Source organism: Rhizobium sp. 10N427, assembly GCF_056394605.1.
In genome coordinates this window covers 1-18,327 of sequence record NZ_JBFTID010000011.1, presented here as the reverse complement: position 1 = coordinate 18,327, position 18,327 = coordinate 1, and the positions used below count along the sequence as shown (strand labels likewise).

Annotated in this window: 12 protein-coding genes and 1 tRNA gene; 6 read left to right on the top strand and 7 right to left on the bottom strand. The window is 60.6% G+C overall.

Features of this window, described 5'->3' with window-relative positions; genetic code table 11:
• Positions 1-109: 109 nt before the first annotated feature.
• On the bottom strand, positions 110-4,834 hold the full coding sequence (gene gltB / locus AC1DIJ_RS21165) for a glutamate synthase large subunit (RefSeq protein WP_112385535.1): 4,725 nt from the start codon (positions 4,832-4,834) through the stop codon (positions 110-112).
• A gap of 536 nt (positions 4,835-5,370) precedes the next feature.
• Between gltB and AC1DIJ_RS21160 the strand changes: the two genes are divergently transcribed.
• Positions 5,371-6,423, top strand: coding sequence for a threonine aldolase family protein (locus tag AC1DIJ_RS21160; RefSeq protein ID WP_112385536.1), 1,053 nt, complete (start codon positions 5,371-5,373; stop codon positions 6,421-6,423).
• Between the two features lie 7 nt (positions 6,424-6,430).
• Here AC1DIJ_RS21160 and AC1DIJ_RS21155 read toward each other — a convergent pair whose 3' ends face one another.
• Positions 6,431-6,559, bottom strand: a complete 129-nt coding sequence (locus tag AC1DIJ_RS21155) for a hypothetical protein (RefSeq protein WP_477831541.1) — start codon at positions 6,557-6,559, stop codon at positions 6,431-6,433.
• A gap of 206 nt (positions 6,560-6,765) precedes the next feature.
• Between AC1DIJ_RS21155 and AC1DIJ_RS21150 the strand changes: the two genes are divergently transcribed.
• A complete protein-coding gene (locus AC1DIJ_RS21150; RefSeq protein ID WP_112385537.1) occupies positions 6,766-7,203 on the top strand; it encodes a BA14K family protein in 438 nt (145 codons plus the stop codon).
• 41 nt (positions 7,204-7,244) lie between these two features.
• Here the strand turns inward: AC1DIJ_RS21150 and AC1DIJ_RS21145 are convergent, their stop codons facing one another.
• On the bottom strand, positions 7,245-8,102 hold the full coding sequence (locus AC1DIJ_RS21145) for a LysR family transcriptional regulator (protein ID WP_112385538.1): 858 nt from the start codon (positions 8,100-8,102) through the stop codon (positions 7,245-7,247).
• Between the two features lie 92 nt (positions 8,103-8,194).
• Here AC1DIJ_RS21145 and AC1DIJ_RS21140 point away from each other — a divergent pair, with 92 nt between their 5' ends.
• Positions 8,195-9,199: a bile acid:sodium symporter family protein gene (locus AC1DIJ_RS21140; RefSeq protein WP_112385539.1), complete on the top strand. Its 1,005-nt coding sequence runs from the start codon at positions 8,195-8,197 to the stop codon at positions 9,197-9,199.
• A gap of 82 nt (positions 9,200-9,281) precedes the next feature.
• On the opposite strand, the gene AC1DIJ_RS21135 is transcribed toward AC1DIJ_RS21140, so the two are convergent.
• On the bottom strand, positions 9,282-9,749 hold the full coding sequence (locus tag AC1DIJ_RS21135; protein WP_112385540.1) for an Hsp20 family protein: 468 nt from the start codon (positions 9,747-9,749) through the stop codon (positions 9,282-9,284).
• 417 nt (positions 9,750-10,166) lie between these two features.
• Between AC1DIJ_RS21135 and AC1DIJ_RS21130 the strand changes: the two genes are divergently transcribed.
• A complete protein-coding gene (locus tag AC1DIJ_RS21130; protein ID WP_112385541.1) occupies positions 10,167-11,141 on the top strand; it encodes an alpha/beta hydrolase in 975 nt (324 codons plus the stop codon).
• A gap of 3 nt (positions 11,142-11,144) precedes the next feature.
• Here AC1DIJ_RS21130 and hisN read toward each other — a convergent pair whose 3' ends face one another.
• Positions 11,145-11,918 carry a histidinol-phosphatase gene (gene hisN / locus AC1DIJ_RS21125; protein ID WP_112385542.1) on the bottom strand — a complete coding sequence of 258 codons (774 nt, stop codon included), beginning with the start codon at positions 11,916-11,918 and terminating at the stop codon, positions 11,145-11,147.
• Between the two features lie 250 nt (positions 11,919-12,168).
• Positions 12,169-13,050 carry an N-formylglutamate amidohydrolase gene (locus AC1DIJ_RS21120; protein ID WP_112385543.1) on the bottom strand — a complete coding sequence of 294 codons (882 nt, stop codon included), beginning with the start codon at positions 13,048-13,050 and terminating at the stop codon, positions 12,169-12,171.
• A gap of 188 nt (positions 13,051-13,238) precedes the next feature.
• Between AC1DIJ_RS21120 and cpdR1 the strand changes: the two genes are divergently transcribed.
• Together cpdR1 and AC1DIJ_RS21110 are read left to right on the top strand one after the other, a co-directional pair.
• Entirely contained in the window at positions 13,239-13,601 is a 363-nt protein-coding gene (gene cpdR1 / locus AC1DIJ_RS21115) for a response regulator CpdR1 (RefSeq protein WP_003542883.1), read from the top strand.
• An 84-nt stretch (positions 13,602-13,685) separates the two neighbouring features.
• Positions 13,686-13,760 (top strand) — tRNA-Val (locus AC1DIJ_RS21110).
• Between the two features lie 594 nt (positions 13,761-14,354).
• Here AC1DIJ_RS21110 and AC1DIJ_RS21105 read toward each other — a convergent pair.
• On the bottom strand, positions 14,355-18,293 hold the full coding sequence (locus AC1DIJ_RS21105; RefSeq protein WP_477831540.1) for a beta strand repeat-containing protein: 3,939 nt from the start codon (positions 18,291-18,293) through the stop codon (positions 14,355-14,357).
• Positions 18,294-18,327 lie beyond the last annotated feature (34 nt).

The following is an 18,327-nucleotide window of genomic DNA, read 5'->3' as shown; positions in this document are numbered from 1 at the left end:
GATCCATCCGTGCGGACCAGCAGCAAGATGCTGCCGCCAGTTGGCACGGGTCATTTGAAGATAGTCCGGTCATCCGCCACGCAATGAGCGCGGCGGACTTCTTTGCAAATTATTCCGCAGCGATGCCCATCCGGGCGCGCTCCATTTCCTCAAGCGCACGGCGGTACTCGACCGGCATGACCTTGCGGAATTTCGGGCGGTAGTCGGCCCAGCCGTCCAGGATCTGCTTCGCGCGGGTGGAGCCCGTGTAGTGCAGATGGTTGGAGATCAGCTGATAGAGACGCTCCTCGTCGTGACGCGTCATGTCGCCGGAGACGTCGACGCGTCCCTTGTGCGCCAGATCGCCGCCGTGATGATGCAGCTTCTCCATCATGTCGTCCTCTTCCGGAACCGGCTCGAGTTCGACCATCGCCATGTTGCAGCGCTTGGCGAAATCGCCGATCTCGTCGAGAACGTAAGCCACGCCACCGGACATGCCGGCCGCGAAGTTGCGGCCCGTTGCGCCGAGAACGACGACGACGCCGCCCGTCATGTATTCGCAGCCGTGGTCGCCCACGCCTTCGACGATGGCGATGGCGCCCGAGTTACGGACAGCAAAGCGCTCGCCGGCCACACCGCGGAAGTAGCATTCACCCTCGGTCGCGCCGTAGAGAACGGTGTTGCCGACAATGATCGAATCTTCCGCGACGATCTTCGAATTTTCCGGCGGACGAACGATGATCTTGCCACCTGACAGGCCCTTGCCGACATAGTCGTTGCCGTCGCCGATCAGGTTGAAGGTGATGCCGCGTGCCAGGAACGCGCCAAACGACTGTCCGGCCGTGCCGCGAAGCGTCACGTTGATCGTGTCTTCCTTCAGGCCGCGATGGTTATAGCGCTTGGCAACTTCGCCCGACAGCATCGCGCCTGCCGAACGGTCGACGTTCTTGATATCGACTTCGAAGGCAACCGGTGTCTTGGACGTCAGTGCCGGTTCCGCCTGCTCGATCAGCTTGCGGTCGAGGATATCGTCGATCGGATGCTTCTGGCGGGTGGTCCAGTAGGTCTCTTCCTTGGCGGCTTCGACCTTGTGGAAGATGCGGCTGAAATCGAGACCCTTGGCCTTCCAATGCGCCAGCATCTCATCCTTCTCCAGCAACTCCGAAGCGCCGACGATATCGTCGAGCCTGGTGAAGCCGAGCGAGGCGAGGATCTCGCGCACTTCGTTGGCGACGAAGAAGAAGTAGTTGATTACGTGCTCAGGCGTGCCCTTGAAGCGCTTGCGCAGGACCGGATCCTGCGTCGCAACGCCAACCGGACAGGTGTTCAGATGGCACTTGCGCATCATGATGCAGCCGGCAGCGATCAGCGGCGCGGTCGCGAAGCCGAACTCGTCGGCACCGAGAAGTGCGCCGATGATGACATCGCGGCCGGTCTTCAGACCGCCATCGACCTGCAGCGCGATGCGCGAGCGCAGACCGTTCAGCACCAGCGTCTGCTGGGTCTCGGCAAGGCCGATTTCCCAGGGGGAACCCGCATGCTTCAGCGAGGTCAGCGGCGATGCGCCGGTGCCGCCATCGAAGCCGGAGACCGTGATGTGGTCGGCACGCGCCTTGGCAACACCGGCGGCAACCGTGCCGACGCCGACTTCCGAGACGAGCTTGACAGAGACATCGGACGTCGGGTTGACGTTCTTCAGGTCGTAGATCAGCTGTGCCAGATCTTCGATCGAATAGATGTCGTGGTGCGGCGGCGGCGAGATGAGGCCGACGCCCGGGGTCGAGTGGCGCGTCTTGGCAACTGTTGCATCGACCTTGTGGCCGGGCAGCTGACCACCCTCGCCGGGCTTGGCGCCCTGGGCGACCTTGATCTGCAGCATGTCGGCATTGACGAGATATTCAGTGGTCACACCGAAGCGTCCCGAGGCGATCTGCTTGATCGCCGAGCGTTCCGGGTTCGACGAACCGTCCGGCAGCGGCATGTAGCGGTCGCTCTCTTCGCCGCCCTCGCCGGTGTTCGACTTGCCGCCGATCTTGTTCATGGCGATCGCCAGCGTCGTATGCGCCTCACGGCTGATCGAGCCGAAGGACATGGCGCCCGTCGAGAAGCGCTTGACGATATCGATCGCCGGCTCGACGTCATCGACCGAAACCGGCGTGCGGCCCAGCTGTTCGGCGCTCTTGATGTTGAAGAGACCGCGGATCGTATTCATCCGCAGCGCCGACGTGTTCACCATTTCGGCGAACTCGCGGTAGCGGTCCTCGGCATTGCCGCGAACCGCATGCTGAAGCGTGGCAACGGCATCCGGCGTCCAGGCATGGCTTTCGCCACGCATGCGATAGGCATATTCGCCGCCGATATCGAGCGTTGTCGCCAGCAGCGGATCCTTGCCGAAAGCCGAAGTATGGCGGGCAACGGTCTCTTCGGCGATGGCCGAGAGATCGACACCTTCGATCATCGTTGCCGTGCCGAAGAAATACTTGTCGACCAGTTCCTGCTGCAGACCGATCGCATCGAAGATCTGGCCACCGCAATAGGACTGATAGGTCGAGATGCCCATCTTCGACATGACCTTCAGGATGCCCTTACCGACAGCCTTGATGTAGCGATAGACGACTTCCGAGGCATCGACTTCCTTCGGGAATTCGCCCTTGGCATGCATGTCGAGCAGCGTATCGAAAGCGAGATACGGATTGATCGCTTCGGCACCATAGCCAGCGAGCAGGCAGAAATGGTGCACTTCGCGCGGCTCGCCGGTCTCGACGACGATACCGACGGAGGTGCGCAGGCCCTTGCGGATCAGGTGATGGTGGACAGCAGCGGTCGCCAGCAGCGCCGGGATGGCGATGCGGTCGGGGCCGAGCTGACGGTCCGACAGCACGATGATGTTGTAACCGCCCTTGACGGCCGCTTCGGCACGCTCACAGAGGCGGTCGAGCATCTCCGGCATGCCTTCGGCGCCACGCTCGACGTCATAGGTGAAGTCGAGCGTCTTGGTGTCGAAGCGGTCTTCCGTGTGGCCGATCGAGCGGATCTTCTCGAGATCGCCGTTGGTCAGGATCGGCTGGCGCACTTCCAGACGCTTCGCATTCGCCATACCGGTGTGGTCGAGCAGGTTCGGACGCGGGCCGATGAACGACACGAGGCTCATGACCAGCTCTTCACGGATCGGATCGATCGGCGGGTTGGTGACCTGCGCGAAGTTCTGCTTGAAATAGGTGTAGAGCAGCTTCGACTTTTCCGACATTGCCGAGATCGGCGTATCGGTGCCCATCGAACCGACGGCTTCCTGACCCGTGGTCGCCATCGGCGACATCAGGATCTTGGTGTCTTCGGTCGTGTAGCCGAAGGCCTGCTGGCGGTTCAGCAGCGAGACGTCGCGGCGCAGCGCGCGCGGCTCCACCGGCTTCAGGTCTTCGAGGATCAGCTGCGTGCGGTCGAGCCAGCTGCGGTAGGGATGCTTGGTGGCGAGCTCGGACTTCACTTCCTCGTCGGAAACGATCCGGCCCTTTTCCATGTCGATCAGCAGCATCTTGCCGGGCTGCAGGCGCCACTTCTGAACGATATCCTCTTCCGGAACCGGCAGCGTACCGGCTTCCGAAGCCAGGATGATACGGTCGTCGTTGGTGACGAGATAGCGGGCCGGACGCAGGCCGTTGCGGTCGAGCGTCGCGCCGATCTGTTTGCCATCGGTAAAGGCGACGGCAGCCGGGCCGTCCCACGGCTCCATCAGCGCCGCATGGTATTCGTAGAATGCCTTGCGTTCGGCAGCCATCGACTGGTTGCCGGCCCAGGCTTCCGGGATCAGCATCATCACGGCATGCGCCATGGAATAGCCGCCGCGCACCAGAAACTCGAGCGCGTTATCAAAACAGGCCGTATCCGACTGGCCCTCGTAGGAGATCGGCCAGAGCTTGGAGATATCGTCGCCGAACAGCGGCGAGGACACCGAGGCCTGACGCGCCGCCATCCAGTTTACGTTGGAACGCAGCGTGTTGATTTCGCCGTTGTGGGCAACCATGCGGTACGGATGCGCCAGCTTCCAGGACGGGAAGGTGTTGGTCGAGAAGCGCTGGTGCACGAGGGCGACGGCGCTTTCAAAGCGCGGATCGGCCAGATCCTTGTAGTAGGCGCCGACCTGATAAGCCAGGAACATGCCCTTGTAGACGATCGTCGCCGACGACAGCGAGACGGGATAGAAATTGCTCTCCTCGCCGTCGAACTCGTCATAGATGCGGTTGGAGATCACCTTGCGGAGCGTGAACAGGCGGCGCTCGAACTCGTCGTTCGTCGCGGCATCTTCACCGGCGCCGATGAAGATCTGAACGTGATGCGGTTCGGTGGCAGCGATCTCGGGCGCCTTCGACAGCGACGAGTTGTCGACCGGCACATCGCGGAAGCCGATCAGAACCTGACCTTCCTCGGTGATGACATCCTTGATCACCTTCTTGAAATGCTCGATCTGCGCTTCGTCGCGCGGCATGAAGATGTGACCGACGCCGTATTCGCCAGCCTTCGGCAGGGTGATGCCCTGCTTGGCCATCTCTTCACGGAAGAAGCGATCAGGAATCTGCACCAGAATGCCCGCGCCGTCGCCCATCAGCGGATCAGCGCCAACGGCACCGCGGTGCGTCAGGTTTTCGAGAATGAAGAGACCGTCCTTGACGATCTGATGCGACTTCTGGCCCTTCATATGCGCAACGAAGCCGACGCCACAGGCATCATGCTCGTTACGGGGATCGTAGAGGCCCTGCTTTTTCGGCAGTCCGGAGGCGAATTTGCGCGTTTTGGCCGTCGCGCGCGCATTGGCCGCAGCACTCTGGTCAAAACTCGTGGATGGCGTCTTCTTCGTCATCGTCTTCGCTCCTGTCAAAGCCCGCGGGGGTCGGCGGGCGGCCTTTCGTCATGCACCGTTCCCGATCTTAGGTCCGGCGCGTGACAGCGCTGTTGCATTGTGAAGATCGGCCGCATGCGTCCGCCAGAAGCGATCCGCCGCGCTCCGCGCCTGTCAGCCGCTTCCGCGCAACCTCAAAGGTCTTGCGCTCGTGCGGACTATAACGTGAAAGCCTGCAAAGGTCAGGACTTTCGGCACCTCTCCGGCCACGAAGGCCAAAATAGGACAACAACCCTGTCCTAATTCACAAGTTCTATGCCAGAATGACGGAGCTCCCGCAAGAGTGATAAATTAAAAAAACATCAAGTTTCGACCGAAAGTTACCCGAAACAACAACTAGGCGACATAAAATTACGCTCTTTTGCACTATTTTGTATATTGATTGCGGAAATCAGATTTCGTGATGTGTCTGATGGCTGGCGCTTGATCGGCCGCGGCAATGGCGTAATGTCCCTGCCGAACTTTGCCCTCCCCAAACTACCAAGTGCGGTCACATCATGTTTTTTGCTTCCGACAACTGGGCCGGTGCCCACGAGGCCATTGCCAAACGTCTTCTTTCAGCCTCCACCGGATTTGCCGCCGCCTATGGCAACAGCGATCTCGACAAGAAGGTCGCAGCCCGCTTCTCCGAGGTCTTTGAGCGCGACGTCGCCGTCTTCTTCGTGGCAACAGGCACCGCCGCCAACTCGCTCTCGCTTGCCAGCGTGCAACGGCCGGGCGGCGTGACCTTCTGCCACTCCGAGGCCCACGTGATCGAAGACGAGTGCGGCGCACCGGAATTCTTCGCCGATTCTGCCCGCCTGATCCCCGTCAGCGGCGAGGCTGGAAAGATCGACCCGGCGAAACTCTCGGCGAAGATCGCCAGCTTCCCGGAAGATGCCGTGCATCACGGCCGCGCCTCCGCCATTACCATCACTCAGGCGACAGAGATCGGCACCGTCTACTCGCTGCCTGAAATCGGCGAGATCTCGTCGATCGCCAAAAAGCGCGGCCTCCCGCTTCATATGGATGGCGCCCGTTTTGCAAATGCGCTTGTCGCGCTCGGTGCAACACCGGCGGAAATGACTTGGAAGCGCGGCGTCGATATTCTCTCCTTCGGCGGCACCAAGAACGGCTGCTGGTGTGCGGAAGCTATCGTCTTCTTCAATCCGGAGCAGGCCAAGGACATTCCCTTCATCCGTAAGCGCGCCGCGCAGCTCTTCTCCAAGTCGCGCTTCATCGCCGCGCAGTTCGACGCCTATTTCGAGGAAGAGCTCTGGCTTGGTCTTGCACGCCATTCGAACGGCATGGCCGATCAGCTGCGTGCCGGCATCGGCGCCAGCAATACCGCCCGCCTCGCTTGGCCGACGGCATCCAACGAAGTCTTTGCCGTGATCACCAAGGCCGCAGCCAAGGCCGCCGAAAGCCGCGGCGCAAAATTCTATGAGTGGCCTATCCCGGTCGCCACCCCGGAACTTGTTGGCGACAACGAAACGCTGATCCGTCTGGTGACGAGCTTTGCGACGACGGAAGCCGATGTCGACGGCTTCCTGAAATGCCTGGCGGCATAAGACGGCATCAATTCTGATGTCCAAAGACGGCGGATTGGGGTGCACCCTGATCCGCCTTTTCTGCTTCGTGGCCGATCACCACGATCATCATCACGCAGGCAACCAGCCCGGATACGAATATTGCTCCATAAATCATCGGTCCGTTCTCCCTTGCCCCGAACGACGACCTTTAAGGATTGCTAAACTATCGGCCGAAATCTGACCAAACGTCTAAGCGACACGGTTGAGACGAGCTTAAAGCGGCAAGCAGCCCGTTAACGTTTGCGTGAAAGCCTGCACAAATGTGTGGTCTCGCGGAACTTTCGAGCCGCCTTTCGATTTTACAGGCGAAAGGTGAAAATCATGAAAAAACTCGCAATCCTAGTCATTTCTCTCGCCACCGCCTTCACCGGCATTGCGCCAGCGCAGGCGTTCCCGGTGGTCAACATCGAGAAGCCGCAGCTGGCATCCGATATCCAGCAGGTGCGCAGCCCAAGAATTGTGCGCCACCGCAACTGGAACAACCACCATTGGAACAATGGCCGCTACCACTCGAACTATAACCGCCGCTACTATCGCGACGGCTACTACCATCGCCATAACAACAATGCTGGCGCGATTATCGGCGGACTTGCAGCCGGTGCGATCATCGGCGGCGCATTGAGCGCTGCGTCGCAGCCGCGCTACTATGGCGGCAACTCGCACACCCGCTGGTGCGCCGACCGCTACCGTTCGTACCGGGCTTCGGACAACACGTTCCAGCCCTATAATGGCCCCCGCCAGCAGTGCGTAGGCCCATAACCAGAACAACAGAAACCCCGCCAATCCGGCGGGGTTTCTGTTTAGCTGCTTGACCGCAAGCTGCGCACCTTGCCGAGGATGTCTTCGGAAAGCGCCGAGACCAGAGCCCGATCGGCGCCCTTGCGTGGAACGAGCACGAATTCCACATCCTCGAGCACCGGCAGCCGACCAGGCGAAATTTCCTTCAATCCTGACGGTGCCATGCTGCGCGGTTGCACCAGCACCCCCATTCCGGCACGCGCCGCCGCCGTAAGGCCGCTGAGGCTGCCGCAGGTGCAGACGATCCGCCACGCCACCTGCGTTCGCCCCAATGCTTCCAGCGCGATGCTACGGGTGACGCTTGGCGCCGGAAAGGCGATCAGCGGCAGCGGGTTCTGCGCCATGATATGCTCGGGATCACGCGCCAGCCACACCAGAGGCTCGCGGTAAACCAGCTTGCCGCGCGCATCCCCCAGCCGGCGCTTGGCAAGCACGAGATCGATCTCGCCATTGTCTTGCATCTCATAGAGCGCACCAGAAAGAGCAACAGTGAGTTCCAGATCGACAGACGGGTGCGAGCGGACGAAATCTTCCAACACCGCCGGGAGCTGGCTGGTGACGAAATCCTCCGAAACGCCGAGCCGCAACTTGCCGCGCAGACTGTTGCCGCGAAACAGAGACTGCACTTGCCCCTCGATCGAAAGCATGGCCCGGGCATGCGACAGCAGCGCCTCACCGTCTCCAGTCAGCACCACCTTATGCGTATCCCGCGCCAGCAATTTCCGGCCGACCGACGTTTCAAGCCGCTGAATATGCTGGCTGACCGTCGATTGCCCAAGCCCCAGGCGCTCGGCAGCCAGAGTGAAACTGCCCATCTGTTCGACGGCTACGAAGCTGCGCAACTGGGTAAGATCGAGCATTTTAATCTCAATTCATGATAACTGTTATTCCTTGCATCCTGAATCATAATGGATGACAAAACAATGAACTTAGAATTGCCCGGGACCAGATCATGCGCCGCTTCCTGCCAGATACTTTCACGATCCTCCTCGTCTGCACCGTTATCCTCGCGTCGCTGTTTCCGGCGGACGGAGCGTTTGCCGGTTACTTCAGCATTGCCACGGATTTGGCGATCGCCCTGCTGTTCTTCCTGCACGGCGCGCGTCTTTCCCGCGACGTGGTGATCGCCGGCGTGCTGCACTGGCGTCTGCATCTGGCGATTCTGCTGACCACCTTCGCGCTGTTCCCGCTGCTTGGCGTAGCCATCGGCTTCATCCCCGATACGATCCTGCCGCAGCCGCTCTATCTCGGCATTCTCTTCCTCTGCGTGCTGCCTTCGACGGTTCAGTCCTCGATCGCCTTCACCTCGATGGCCGGCGGCAATGTTCCGGCAGCGATCTGCTCGGCATCGGCATCGAACATCTTCGGTATGTTCCTGACGCCGCTGCTCGTCGGCTTGCTGTTCTCTGTCGGCGGCCATGGCGGCTTTTCTTGGGATGCACTTGAGCAGATCATGCTGCAGCTGCTGCTGCCCTTCGTGCTTGGCCAGGTATTGCAGCCGTGGATCGGTGACTGGATCCGCTCGAAAAAGAAGATCCTGATGCCTGTCGATCGCGGATCGATCCTCATGGTCGTCTACGTGGCCTTCAGCAAGGCCGTCGTCGAGGGTCTCTGGCATACATTCTCGATCGGCGATATCGCCGTGGTCATCGTCCTCGACATGCTGCTGCTCGCGCTGGTGCTTGCGATCACCATGTACGGAAGCCGGGCGCTTGGCTTCAACAAGGCCGACGAGATCACCATCACCTTCTGTGGCTCAAAGAAGAGCCTGGCGAGCGGCGTGCCGATGGCCAACGTCATCTTCGCCGGCCAGTCGATCGGCGCCATCGTGCTGCCGCTGATGCTGTTCCACCAGATCCAGCTGATGGCCTGCGCCGTCATCGCCCAGAAATACGCGGCTGCCGCCGCAAAGCGGGCCAGCGCTAAAGAACTCGAGGAAGCGGCAAGTCCGGCCTGACCGGTGAGCGCGGCACGCAATCAACAAAAAAGCGGCGCTCCATCGGAGCGCCGCTTTTCTTTTCAGCCCTGGGAGGGATTGATCAGTTGGTGACCTGAGCCTCGATGGCCTTGGGCGCGTTAACCGCCTCGGCGGCAATCGCAATCTTCCGGGGCTTCATGGCTTCAGGAATGCTGCGCAGAAGATCGATGTGCAGCAGGCCGTTCTTCAGCGAAGCCGCAGTGACCTCGACGTGATCGGCAAGCTGGAAGCGGCGCTCGAAAGTACGCTTGGCAATGCCACGATAGAGGAATTCGCTGCCGTCGGCAGCATCTTCGCTCTTTTCGCCCTTGACGGTCAGGGCGTGCGCCTGAGCCTCGATCGAGATTTCGGTTTCATCGAAACCGGCAACCGCCATCGTGATGCGGTAGGTGTTCTCACCGGTGCGCTCGATATTGTAGGGCGGATACGTCTGGCCCTGATCGGGCTGAGCAAGGCTGTCGAGCATCGTGAAAAGACGATCGAAACCGACGGTGGAACGGTAGAGGGGAGAGAAATCGACGTGACGCATGGTGTCCTCCTTGGGAAGCGACGAGTTGCGAAAAACATGTCCCCGAAACCCCATATTCGGCAGCTTCGGAGCGGTTGGGCAGGCCCTTCCGGCGCCTGCAGAATTCAGATGGTGATCGATTTTCCGGAGTTCAAGTGCCGCCGATCAGACCGGTGAACCACGCATGAACGCCCGGTTCGGTATCGGTTCAGCCGCCCTGTCCTAGAAATCAAACCGTCGGGTAATCAAACTGGCCCGATGGCTGAAGTGCATCGTCCCTTCTTCTTCAGTCCGACTTTGGACCGGCGCCGGCATCCCTCTCGCCCCGCCGGTCTCTTTTTCCTGCAGGGTTGGCTGCCGGACGATCTTTAAGAGTTGATTTCAGCCTCGCGTGCATTATCCCCTACAATGGACGTTCATCGAGCAGCGGCAAATCCCATGGACCAGGTTCTCATCTCGACTCCAGACAATCCGGCTCCAGAGAACCGGACCGAGGGCTATTTCGAGACCTTTGACGGGCAGCAGCTGCGCTATGCGGTGTTTCGCTCCAACGCCTCCGTCGCCAATGGCACGGTCGTGCTGCTGCAGGGCCGCAACGAATATATCGAGAAATATTTCGAGACGATCCGCGATCTGACGGCGAAGGGCCTCTGGGTGGCGACCTTCGACCTGCGCGGCCAGGGCGGCTCGCCGCGCCTCGTCAAGAAGCGCCAGCACGGCCATGTCCGGCGGTTTTCGGATTACGAGCGCGATCTGGACATCTTCCTCGAGAAGATCGTGCTGCCGGACACCCGCCTACCCTTCTACATTCTGGCGCATTCCACGGGAGCGCTGATCGCGCTTTCCGCCGCACCGTATCTGTCGACGCGCATCGAGCGTATGGTTCTGTCGGCACCGTTCATCGGTCTGATCGGTCAGGCTGCATCGGCCTCGACCATCCGTAGGCTGGCGTCCGCCGCCTGCAGCGTCGGCTTGGGCACCATGGCGCTGAGCGCCAAATTGCGCGAGCCCGAGTTCCGCGACAACCCGCTGACGTCAGACGAGGTCCGCTTCGAGCGCAACGCCGCAATGATGCGAAATCACCCCGAACTGACGCTCGGGCCACCGACTGCCCGCTGGCTGGTCGAATCCTTCAAGACGATCGACAAGGTGATGACGCCGAACCACCTGTTCTCCATCACCATTCCGACCGTTGTCATCGCCCCCACGCGTGACGGCGTCGTGCCCTATATCGCCCAGGAGCGCCTGTCGCGCTATTTCCGCGCCGGTCAGCTGGTGCCGGTCAACGGCGCCCGTCACGAGATCTTCCAGGAGCGCGATGTCTATCGCGCAGCCGCCCTTGCCGCCTTCCACGCCTTCATCCCCGGCAGCGATGCCGAGGCGATACAGGAAGTCGAAGCAATCGGCACCTGACGCCTAGCGCTGCAGGATGGCGATCGCCTGTTCGTAGACAGCCCGGCTGCCGGCGGCGATGATCGAACCGCCGTTTTCCGGCCGCCCGCCGTCCCAGGTCGTCATGATGCCCCCCGCCTTTTCGACGACAGGAATGATGCCGCCGACGTCGTAGGGCTTCAGGCTGTTTTCGATCACGAGATCGATATGCCCGGCCGCAAGCAGCGCATAGGCGTAGCAATCGCAGCCATAGCGGAACAACCGCACCTGGCTTTCGATCTCCCGGTACCTGTCCATATCGTTGCCGGTGAAGAGATGCGGCGAGGTGGTAAACAGGATGGCGTTGGAAAGCGCATCGCAATCGCGCACCTTGAGCTGCCTGTCGCCTTCCGGCCCGGTGTAGAACGAACCGCTCTGGTCAGCGAAATAGCGCTCTCCGGTGAACGGCTGCTCGATCATGCCCATGATGGCTTGGCCATTTTTCTGCAGGCCGATCAGCGTGCCCCAGACGGGTACGCCCGATATGAAGGCCCGCGTGCCATCGATCGGATCGATGACCCAGACATATTCCCGGTCGAGACCGACGCTGCCGTGCTCCTCGCCCAGGATGCCGTGTTCGGGATAATGCGCCTCGATCAGCTTGCGGATCGCAGCTTCCGCCGCCTGGTCGCCTTCGGTGACCGGGTCGAACCCGCTGGCGAGCTTGTTGGTGACATCAAGGCCGGAGCGGAAGCGCGGCAGCGTTTCGGCTTTGGCCGCTTCGGCCAGACGATTGAAGAACGAGCGGTCGGGGAGCATTGGCGGATCCGTTTCTGGCCTCGGGATTGGCGCTTTTCATAGCGAAACTGCGTTAAAATGCAAACACTTCAGGCAATCGATCTTTATCTGCCTAATTATTTTGCACTGCAATATTTTGCTTGACGATTGTGCAGCGCAATAGTAGCTTCTTCTTACAGTCTTCTGACTGTAAATACCCTCCTTGGGTGTTTCCTCCCTAGACTTAGCCGCGCTGCAGAGCGCGGTTTTTTTTGAGTATTGCCAGGGAGAGTTATTCAGCCGCCAGCGCCGTATCGTCGGCAAAACGCTGCACGTAATCCGCCATCTGCCGCATGAAGCTCGTCACCGCATTGGCGATCACAGGGAAATCAGCCCGCTTTTCCAGTGTCACCTCATCCACATAGATCGAGCGATTGACCTCGATCTGCAGCGCATGCAGGCCCCGCGACGGGCGCCCGTAATGCTCGGTGATGAAGCCGCCGGCATAGGGCTTGTTGCGAATGGCCGTGAAGCCCATCTCTTCGAAGATGCTGATCGCAGTGCGCGACAACTCGGCGGAGGCCGACGTTCCATAGCGGTCGCCGATGATGAAATCCGGCCGCTGGTTGCTGCCGGCAACCCGCACATTTCCAGGCATCGAGTGGCAATCGATCAGCACACCGAAGCCGAACTGCACATGGGTACGGGCAATCAGCCGCCGAAGTGCGGCGTGATAGGGCTTGTAGACGCTCTCGACGCGATCGAGCCCCTCCTGGACGGGAATGCGCCGCGCATAGATTTCCATGTTCTCTGCAACGATCCGCGGGATGGTTCCGAGACCGCCCGCAACGCGCAGCGAATTGATGTTCGCATAGGACGGCAGAAGCCCGTCGAACATCCGCGGATCGAGTTCGTAGGGTTCACGGTTAACGTCGAGATAGGCTCGCGGGAAATTTGCAAGCAGCAGCGGCGCGCCGAGCAGGCTGGCCGCCGAGAACAGTTCATCGACGTAGTGATCCTCCGAACGGCGGATCGAAATGCCCTGCAGACGCGACTGGGCGATAAATTCCGGTGGATAAATGCGGCCGCTATGGGGGGAATTGTAAACGAAGGGAATTGTCTGCGACACGGGCTCACGTATCTCAAAAAGCTCGTATTCGCGGATTTCAGGCACCTTCTACCCTCTTAACCATGTCGTTCGAGGCTTGCTTGCCCCATGTTGCCAGTTGCCCGGCCGCAAGTCCATACTATGTACAGGGGATGACAGCCACGGGTGGTCACTTCACCGGTTGTTTACCGGGGAAGGACTAGTGTATTGGCTGGAGCCTCCCATAAAAATTCATCTCACCAGCGGTCTGGATAATGACTCAGAAGATACTGCTTGCAGAAGACGACAACGACATGCGCCGCTTCCTCGTGAAGGCGCTCGAAAAGGCAGGCTACAAGGTTCTGTCCTACGACAACGGCGCAAGCGCCTATGACCGGCTCCGCGAAGAGCCCTTTTCGCTTCTGCTGACCGACATCGTCATGCCTGAAATGGACGGCATCGAACTCGCGCGCCGCGCGACCGAACTCGACCCGGACCTCAAGGTCATGTTCATCACCGGTTTTGCTGCTGTGGCACTGAACCCTGATTCGAAGGCACCGAAGGATGCAAAGGTCCTTTCCAAGCCTTTCCACCTCCGCGATCTCGTCGATGAAGTGAACAAAATGCTTGCCGCGTAAGGCTTGCAGGCGTCAGGTCACAAAACTTCGAAAAAGCCTATTGACGGCCCCAAAGGTTTTGTGATCTATGCGCCGCCATCGGATGGGCGTGTAGCTCAGCGGGAGAGCACTACGTTGACATCGTAGGGGTCACAGGTTCAATCCCTGTCACGCCCACCATCCGATCCTCTTGATTTATTAGAGGATTTTCACCAAGCCGCTGATTGGTGATTTTAGCCTCCCTCAAAGCCGGCTAAGTTTTCTCACAAAATCTCCCACGCCGCAGCCTTCTGCAGGACTGCCATTTCCCGCGTCTACCGCGAGCGACCGCAGGGGAAACTGCGGTATGGTTCTCAGTCGAATTAAGAAGTATGCCCTGAAATGCGCCATGGCGATCGCGGCTGTGTGCCTGGCCGAATCTTTGGCACAAGCGAAAGCCTCTGCAGAGCCTTCACGACGCGCTCGCTGATGCAACCCGGGCCGCGACAGCACAAGACTGCCATCTCTCGCCCAAGGCCTTCTCTGGGCCTTTTATGGCCGTTGAAAAATCGGCATGACCCGGCCCAGCCGGCGGCACACTTCCATCACATAAAACAGCCGACGCGAATCGGACGGCAATGATGATCCGCGGCATGGTCTCGAAGCGAACTGGGGGCCGCTTGTTGCCATGCGCGAGGACCAGGTAGGCCGGAAAACGAAAAGGGCCCGCAAAGCTGCGGGCCCGATTGCGTTAAGCCGGTGAAGCGTGGCCGACGGGCCACCCTCCCTTGCGTCTTAGGCTGCGTTGTAGGCGGCCACGACGGCTGCCAGCTGGTCGTCGTTCATTGCCTGGATCTGCGGAGTGGTGAAGGCGTTGGCGTGATCCTTGTCCAAAGCCGTGATGTCGTCAGCAGACAGTCCCTTGATCGCGCTGACGTCGATTGCGGCGATCTCGTCGACCGAGAACTTCGCGACCCCTTCCGGCGCCATGGCGCCGATCTGTGCAGCGTTCAGCTTTGCGGTCTGCGACAGCGTGATCCCTTCGATCTGAGCGGTGCTCATCGAGGTGATCTGCGTTGCCTTGAGACCGGTGATCGCCGTGTCGCTGAGCTTGCCGATCTGAGCCGCGGAGAGACCCGCGATCTGATCGTTGCTCAGTGCGCCAACCTGGGCAGCGGAGAGTGCACCGAGCTGGTCGTCGGTGAACTTGCCGAGCTGGGCAGCCTTGAAGCCGGCGATCTGCTGTGTCGTGATCGACTTGATCTGATCAGCGCTCAGCTTGCCGATCTGGCTGTCGCTGAGAACACCGATCGCGTCGGTCTTCAGACCACCGATCGACTTGGTGCCGATCGCGGCAACCGCGTCGTCCGTCAGTTTGGTGACGTTCGTGGCGCTGAAGCCAGCGACCTGCAGAGCAGTCAGCAGACCTGCCTGGCCTGTGGTGATGCCGGCAACCTGATCGGCGCTCATTGCCGTGATCTGGCTTGCCTTCAGACCCGCTACAGCCGCGTTGCTGAGCTTGCCGATCTGACCGGCAGAGAGACCGCCAATCTGGTCGTTGGTCAGTGCACCAACCTGAGCGGCGGAAAGTGCGCCGATCTGGTCGTCGGTGAACTTGCCGAGCTGAGCAGCCGTGAAGCTGGCAACCTGCGTCGACAGCAGACCGGAGATCTGGTCCGCGCTGAGCTTGCCGATCTGGCTGTCGCTGAGAGCGGCAATGGCATCGGCCTTCAGACCGTTGATCGACTTCGCCGTGATCGCCCCGATGTCGTCATCGGAGAACTTCTTGATGTCGTCAGCGCTCAGGGCACCGACCTGGGCTGCCGTCAGCACAGCAGCCTGTGAGGTGCTGACACCTTCGAGCTGTACGTCGCTCATGCCGCTGATCTGGGTTGCCTTCAGACCGCCCACTGCAGCGTTGCTGAGCTTGCCGATCTGAGCAGCCGAGAGACCGGTGATCTGCGTGTCGGAGAGTGCGCCAACCTGAGCAGCCGACAGAGCACCCATCTGATCGTCGGTGAACTTGCCGAGCTGGCCAGCCGTGAAGCCTGCGATCTGCTGCGTTGTCACAGCCTTGATCTGATCGGCGCTGAGCTTGCCGATCTGGCTGTCGCTGAGGACAGCGATCGCTTCGTTCTTCAAGCCAGGGATCGCCTTGGCGGTCAGGCCGGCAACTGCGTTGTCGGTCAGCTTCGTCACGTTCGTGGCGCTGAAGCCACCAACCTGCGCAGCTGTCAGCAGAGCACTCTGGTCAGCGGTGATGCCGGCAACCTGATCGGCGCTCATCGCCGTGATCTGCGTGGCCTTGAGACCGGTGACTGCCGTGTTGCTGATCTTGCCGATCTGACCGGCCGAGAGGCCACCGATCTGCGTATCGGTCAGCGCGCCGACCTGAGTTGCGGAGAGCGCACCGATCTGGTCGTCGGTGAACTTGCCGAGCTGCGTGGCAGTGAAGCCGCTGACCTGCTTCGGCGTCATCGCCTTGAGCTGGTCGGTGCTGAGCTTGCCGACCTGGCTTTCGCTGAGGACAGCGATCGCGTCGTTCGTCAGGCTCGGGATTGCCTTGGCGGTCAGGCCCGCAACCGCATCATCGGTCAGCTTCGTAACGTTCGTGGCAGTGAAGCCAGCAACCTGCGCACCGGTCAGAAGAGCGCTCTGGCCTGCGGTGATGCCGGCAACCTGATCGGCAGTCATCGCCGTGATCTGGCTTGCCTTGAGGCCGGTGACGGCCGTGTTGCTAAGCTTGCCGATCTGACCGGCGGAAAGACCACCGATCTGGTCGTTGGTCAGTGCACCAACCTGAGCGGCGGAGAGTGCGCCGATCTGGTCGTCGGTGAACTTGCCAAGCTGAACAGCCGTGAAGCTCGCAACCTGTGTCGACAGCAGACCGGAGATCTGGCCGGTCGTCAGCTTGCCGATCTGGCTTTCGGTAAGGGCAGCGATTGCCTCGTTCTTCAGGCCGTTAATCGACTTTACACCAATCGCTCCGATTTCGTCGTCGGAGAACTTCTTGATGTCATCGGCACTCAGAGCACCGACCTGGGCCGCCGTCAGTGCGCCAGCCTGAGCAACGCTCAGACCTTCAAGCTGCGTGTCAGACATACCGCTGATCTGCGTTGCCTTCAGACCGCCGACTGCAGCGTTGCTGAGCTTGCCAATCTGAGCAGCCGAGAGACCGACGATCTGCGTGTCGGAGAGAGAGCCGACCTGGGCTGCCGTCAGGGCACCCATCTGATCGTCGGTGAACTTGCCGAGCTGGCCAGCCGTGAAGGCGGTAACCTGCTTCGGCGTCATCACCTTGATCTGGTCGGCGCTGAGCTTGCCGATCTGGCTGTCGCTGAGAACAGCGATCGCTTCGTTGGTAAGACCACCAATCGCCTTGGCGGATATCCCGGCAACAGCGTCGTCGGTCAGCTTCGTCACGTTCGTGGCGCTGAAGCCTGCGACCTGGGCAGTGTTCAGCAGAGCGCTCTGACCTGCGGTGATACCGGCAACCTGATCGGCAGTCATAGCCGTGATCTGGCTTGCCTTCAGACCAGCGACAGCGGCATTGCTGAGCTTGCCGATCTGACCGGCAGTCAGGCCACCGATCTGGTCGTTGGTGAGCGAGCCGACCTGAGCAGCCGACAATGCACCGATCTGATCATCGGTGAATTTGGCAAGCTGGCCAGACGTGAAGGCAGTGATCTGCTTGGTCGTGACCTGCTTGAGCTGGTCCGTGCTGAGCTTGCCGACCTGGCTTTCGCTGAGGACGGCGATGGCTTCATTCTTCAGGCCAGGGACCGCCTTGGCGGTCAGGCCAGCAACCGCGTCGTCGGTCAGCTTGGTGATGTTCGTGGCGCTGAAGCCTGCAACCTGTGCAGCCGTCAGCAGAGCGCTCTGGCCTGCGGTGATGCCGGCAACCTGATCGGCAGTCATCGCGGTGATCTGCGTAGCCTTGAGGCCAGCAACAGCAGCATTGCTGAGCTTGCCGATCTGACCGGCAGTCAGGCCACCGATCTGGTCGTTGGTGAGTGCGCCGACCTGGGCAGCCGACAATGCGCCGATCTGATCATCGGTGAACTTGGCAAGCTGGCCAGACGTGAAGGCGGTGATCTGCTTGGTCGTGACCTGCTTGAGCTGGTCGGCGCTGAGCTTGCCGACCTGGCTTTCGCTGAGGACAGCGATCGCCTCGTTCTTCAGGCCAGGAACCGCCTTGGTGCTGAGACCCGCAACTGCATCGTCCGTCAGCTTGGTGATGTTCGTGGCGCTGAAGCCCGCGGCCTGCACAACTGTCAACAGAGCGCTCTGGCCTGCGGTGATGCCGGCAACCTGATCGGCGGTCATCGCCGTGATCTGGCTTGCCTTCAGACCAGCGACAGCAGCATTGCTGAGCTTGCCGATCTGACCGGCAGTCAGGCCACCGATCTGGTCGTTGGTGAGCGAGCCGACTTGAGCAGCCGACAATGCGCCGATCTGATCATCGGTGAACTTGGCAAGCTGGCCAGACGTGAAGGCAGTGATCTGCTTGGTCGTGACCTGCTTGAGCTGGTCCGTGCTGAGCTTGCCAACCTGGCTTTCGGTGAGAGCGGCAATTGCCTCATTGCTCAGACCGGGGATCGCCTTCGGGCTGAGGGCAGCAATTTCGTCGTCGGAGAACTTCTTGATGTCATCGGCACTGAGAGCACCGACCTGGGCCGCCGTCAGTGCGCCAGCCTGAGCAACGCTCAGACCTTCGAGCTGCGTGTCGCTCATGCCGCTGATCTGCGATGCCTTTCTGCGATGCCTT

Coding starts and splice junctions, on each gene's coding strand:
- gltB (WP_112385535.1), bottom strand. CDS start 4,834: ATGACGAAGAAGACGCCATCCACGAGTTTTGACCAGAGTGCTGCGGCC.
- AC1DIJ_RS21160 (WP_112385536.1), top strand. CDS start 5,371: ATGTTTTTTGCTTCCGACAACTGGGCCGGTGCCCACGAGGCCATTGCC.
- AC1DIJ_RS21155 (WP_477831541.1), bottom strand. CDS start 6,559: ATGATTTATGGAGCAATATTCGTATCCGGGCTGGTTGCCTGCGTGATG.
- AC1DIJ_RS21150 (WP_112385537.1), top strand. CDS start 6,766: ATGAAAAAACTCGCAATCCTAGTCATTTCTCTCGCCACCGCCTTCACC.
- AC1DIJ_RS21145 (WP_112385538.1), bottom strand. CDS start 8,102: ATGCTCGATCTTACCCAGTTGCGCAGCTTCGTAGCCGTCGAACAGATG.
- AC1DIJ_RS21140 (WP_112385539.1), top strand. CDS start 8,195: ATGCGCCGCTTCCTGCCAGATACTTTCACGATCCTCCTCGTCTGCACC.
- AC1DIJ_RS21135 (WP_112385540.1), bottom strand. CDS start 9,749: ATGCGTCACGTCGATTTCTCTCCCCTCTACCGTTCCACCGTCGGTTTC.
- AC1DIJ_RS21130 (WP_112385541.1), top strand. CDS start 10,167: ATGGACCAGGTTCTCATCTCGACTCCAGACAATCCGGCTCCAGAGAAC.
- hisN (WP_112385542.1), bottom strand. CDS start 11,918: ATGCTCCCCGACCGCTCGTTCTTCAATCGTCTGGCCGAAGCGGCCAAA.
- cpdR1 (WP_003542883.1), top strand. CDS start 13,239: ATGACTCAGAAGATACTGCTTGCAGAAGACGACAACGACATGCGCCGC.
- AC1DIJ_RS21105 (WP_477831540.1), bottom strand. CDS start 18,293: ATGAGCGACACGCAGCTCGAAGGTCTGAGCGTTGCTCAGGCTGGCGCA.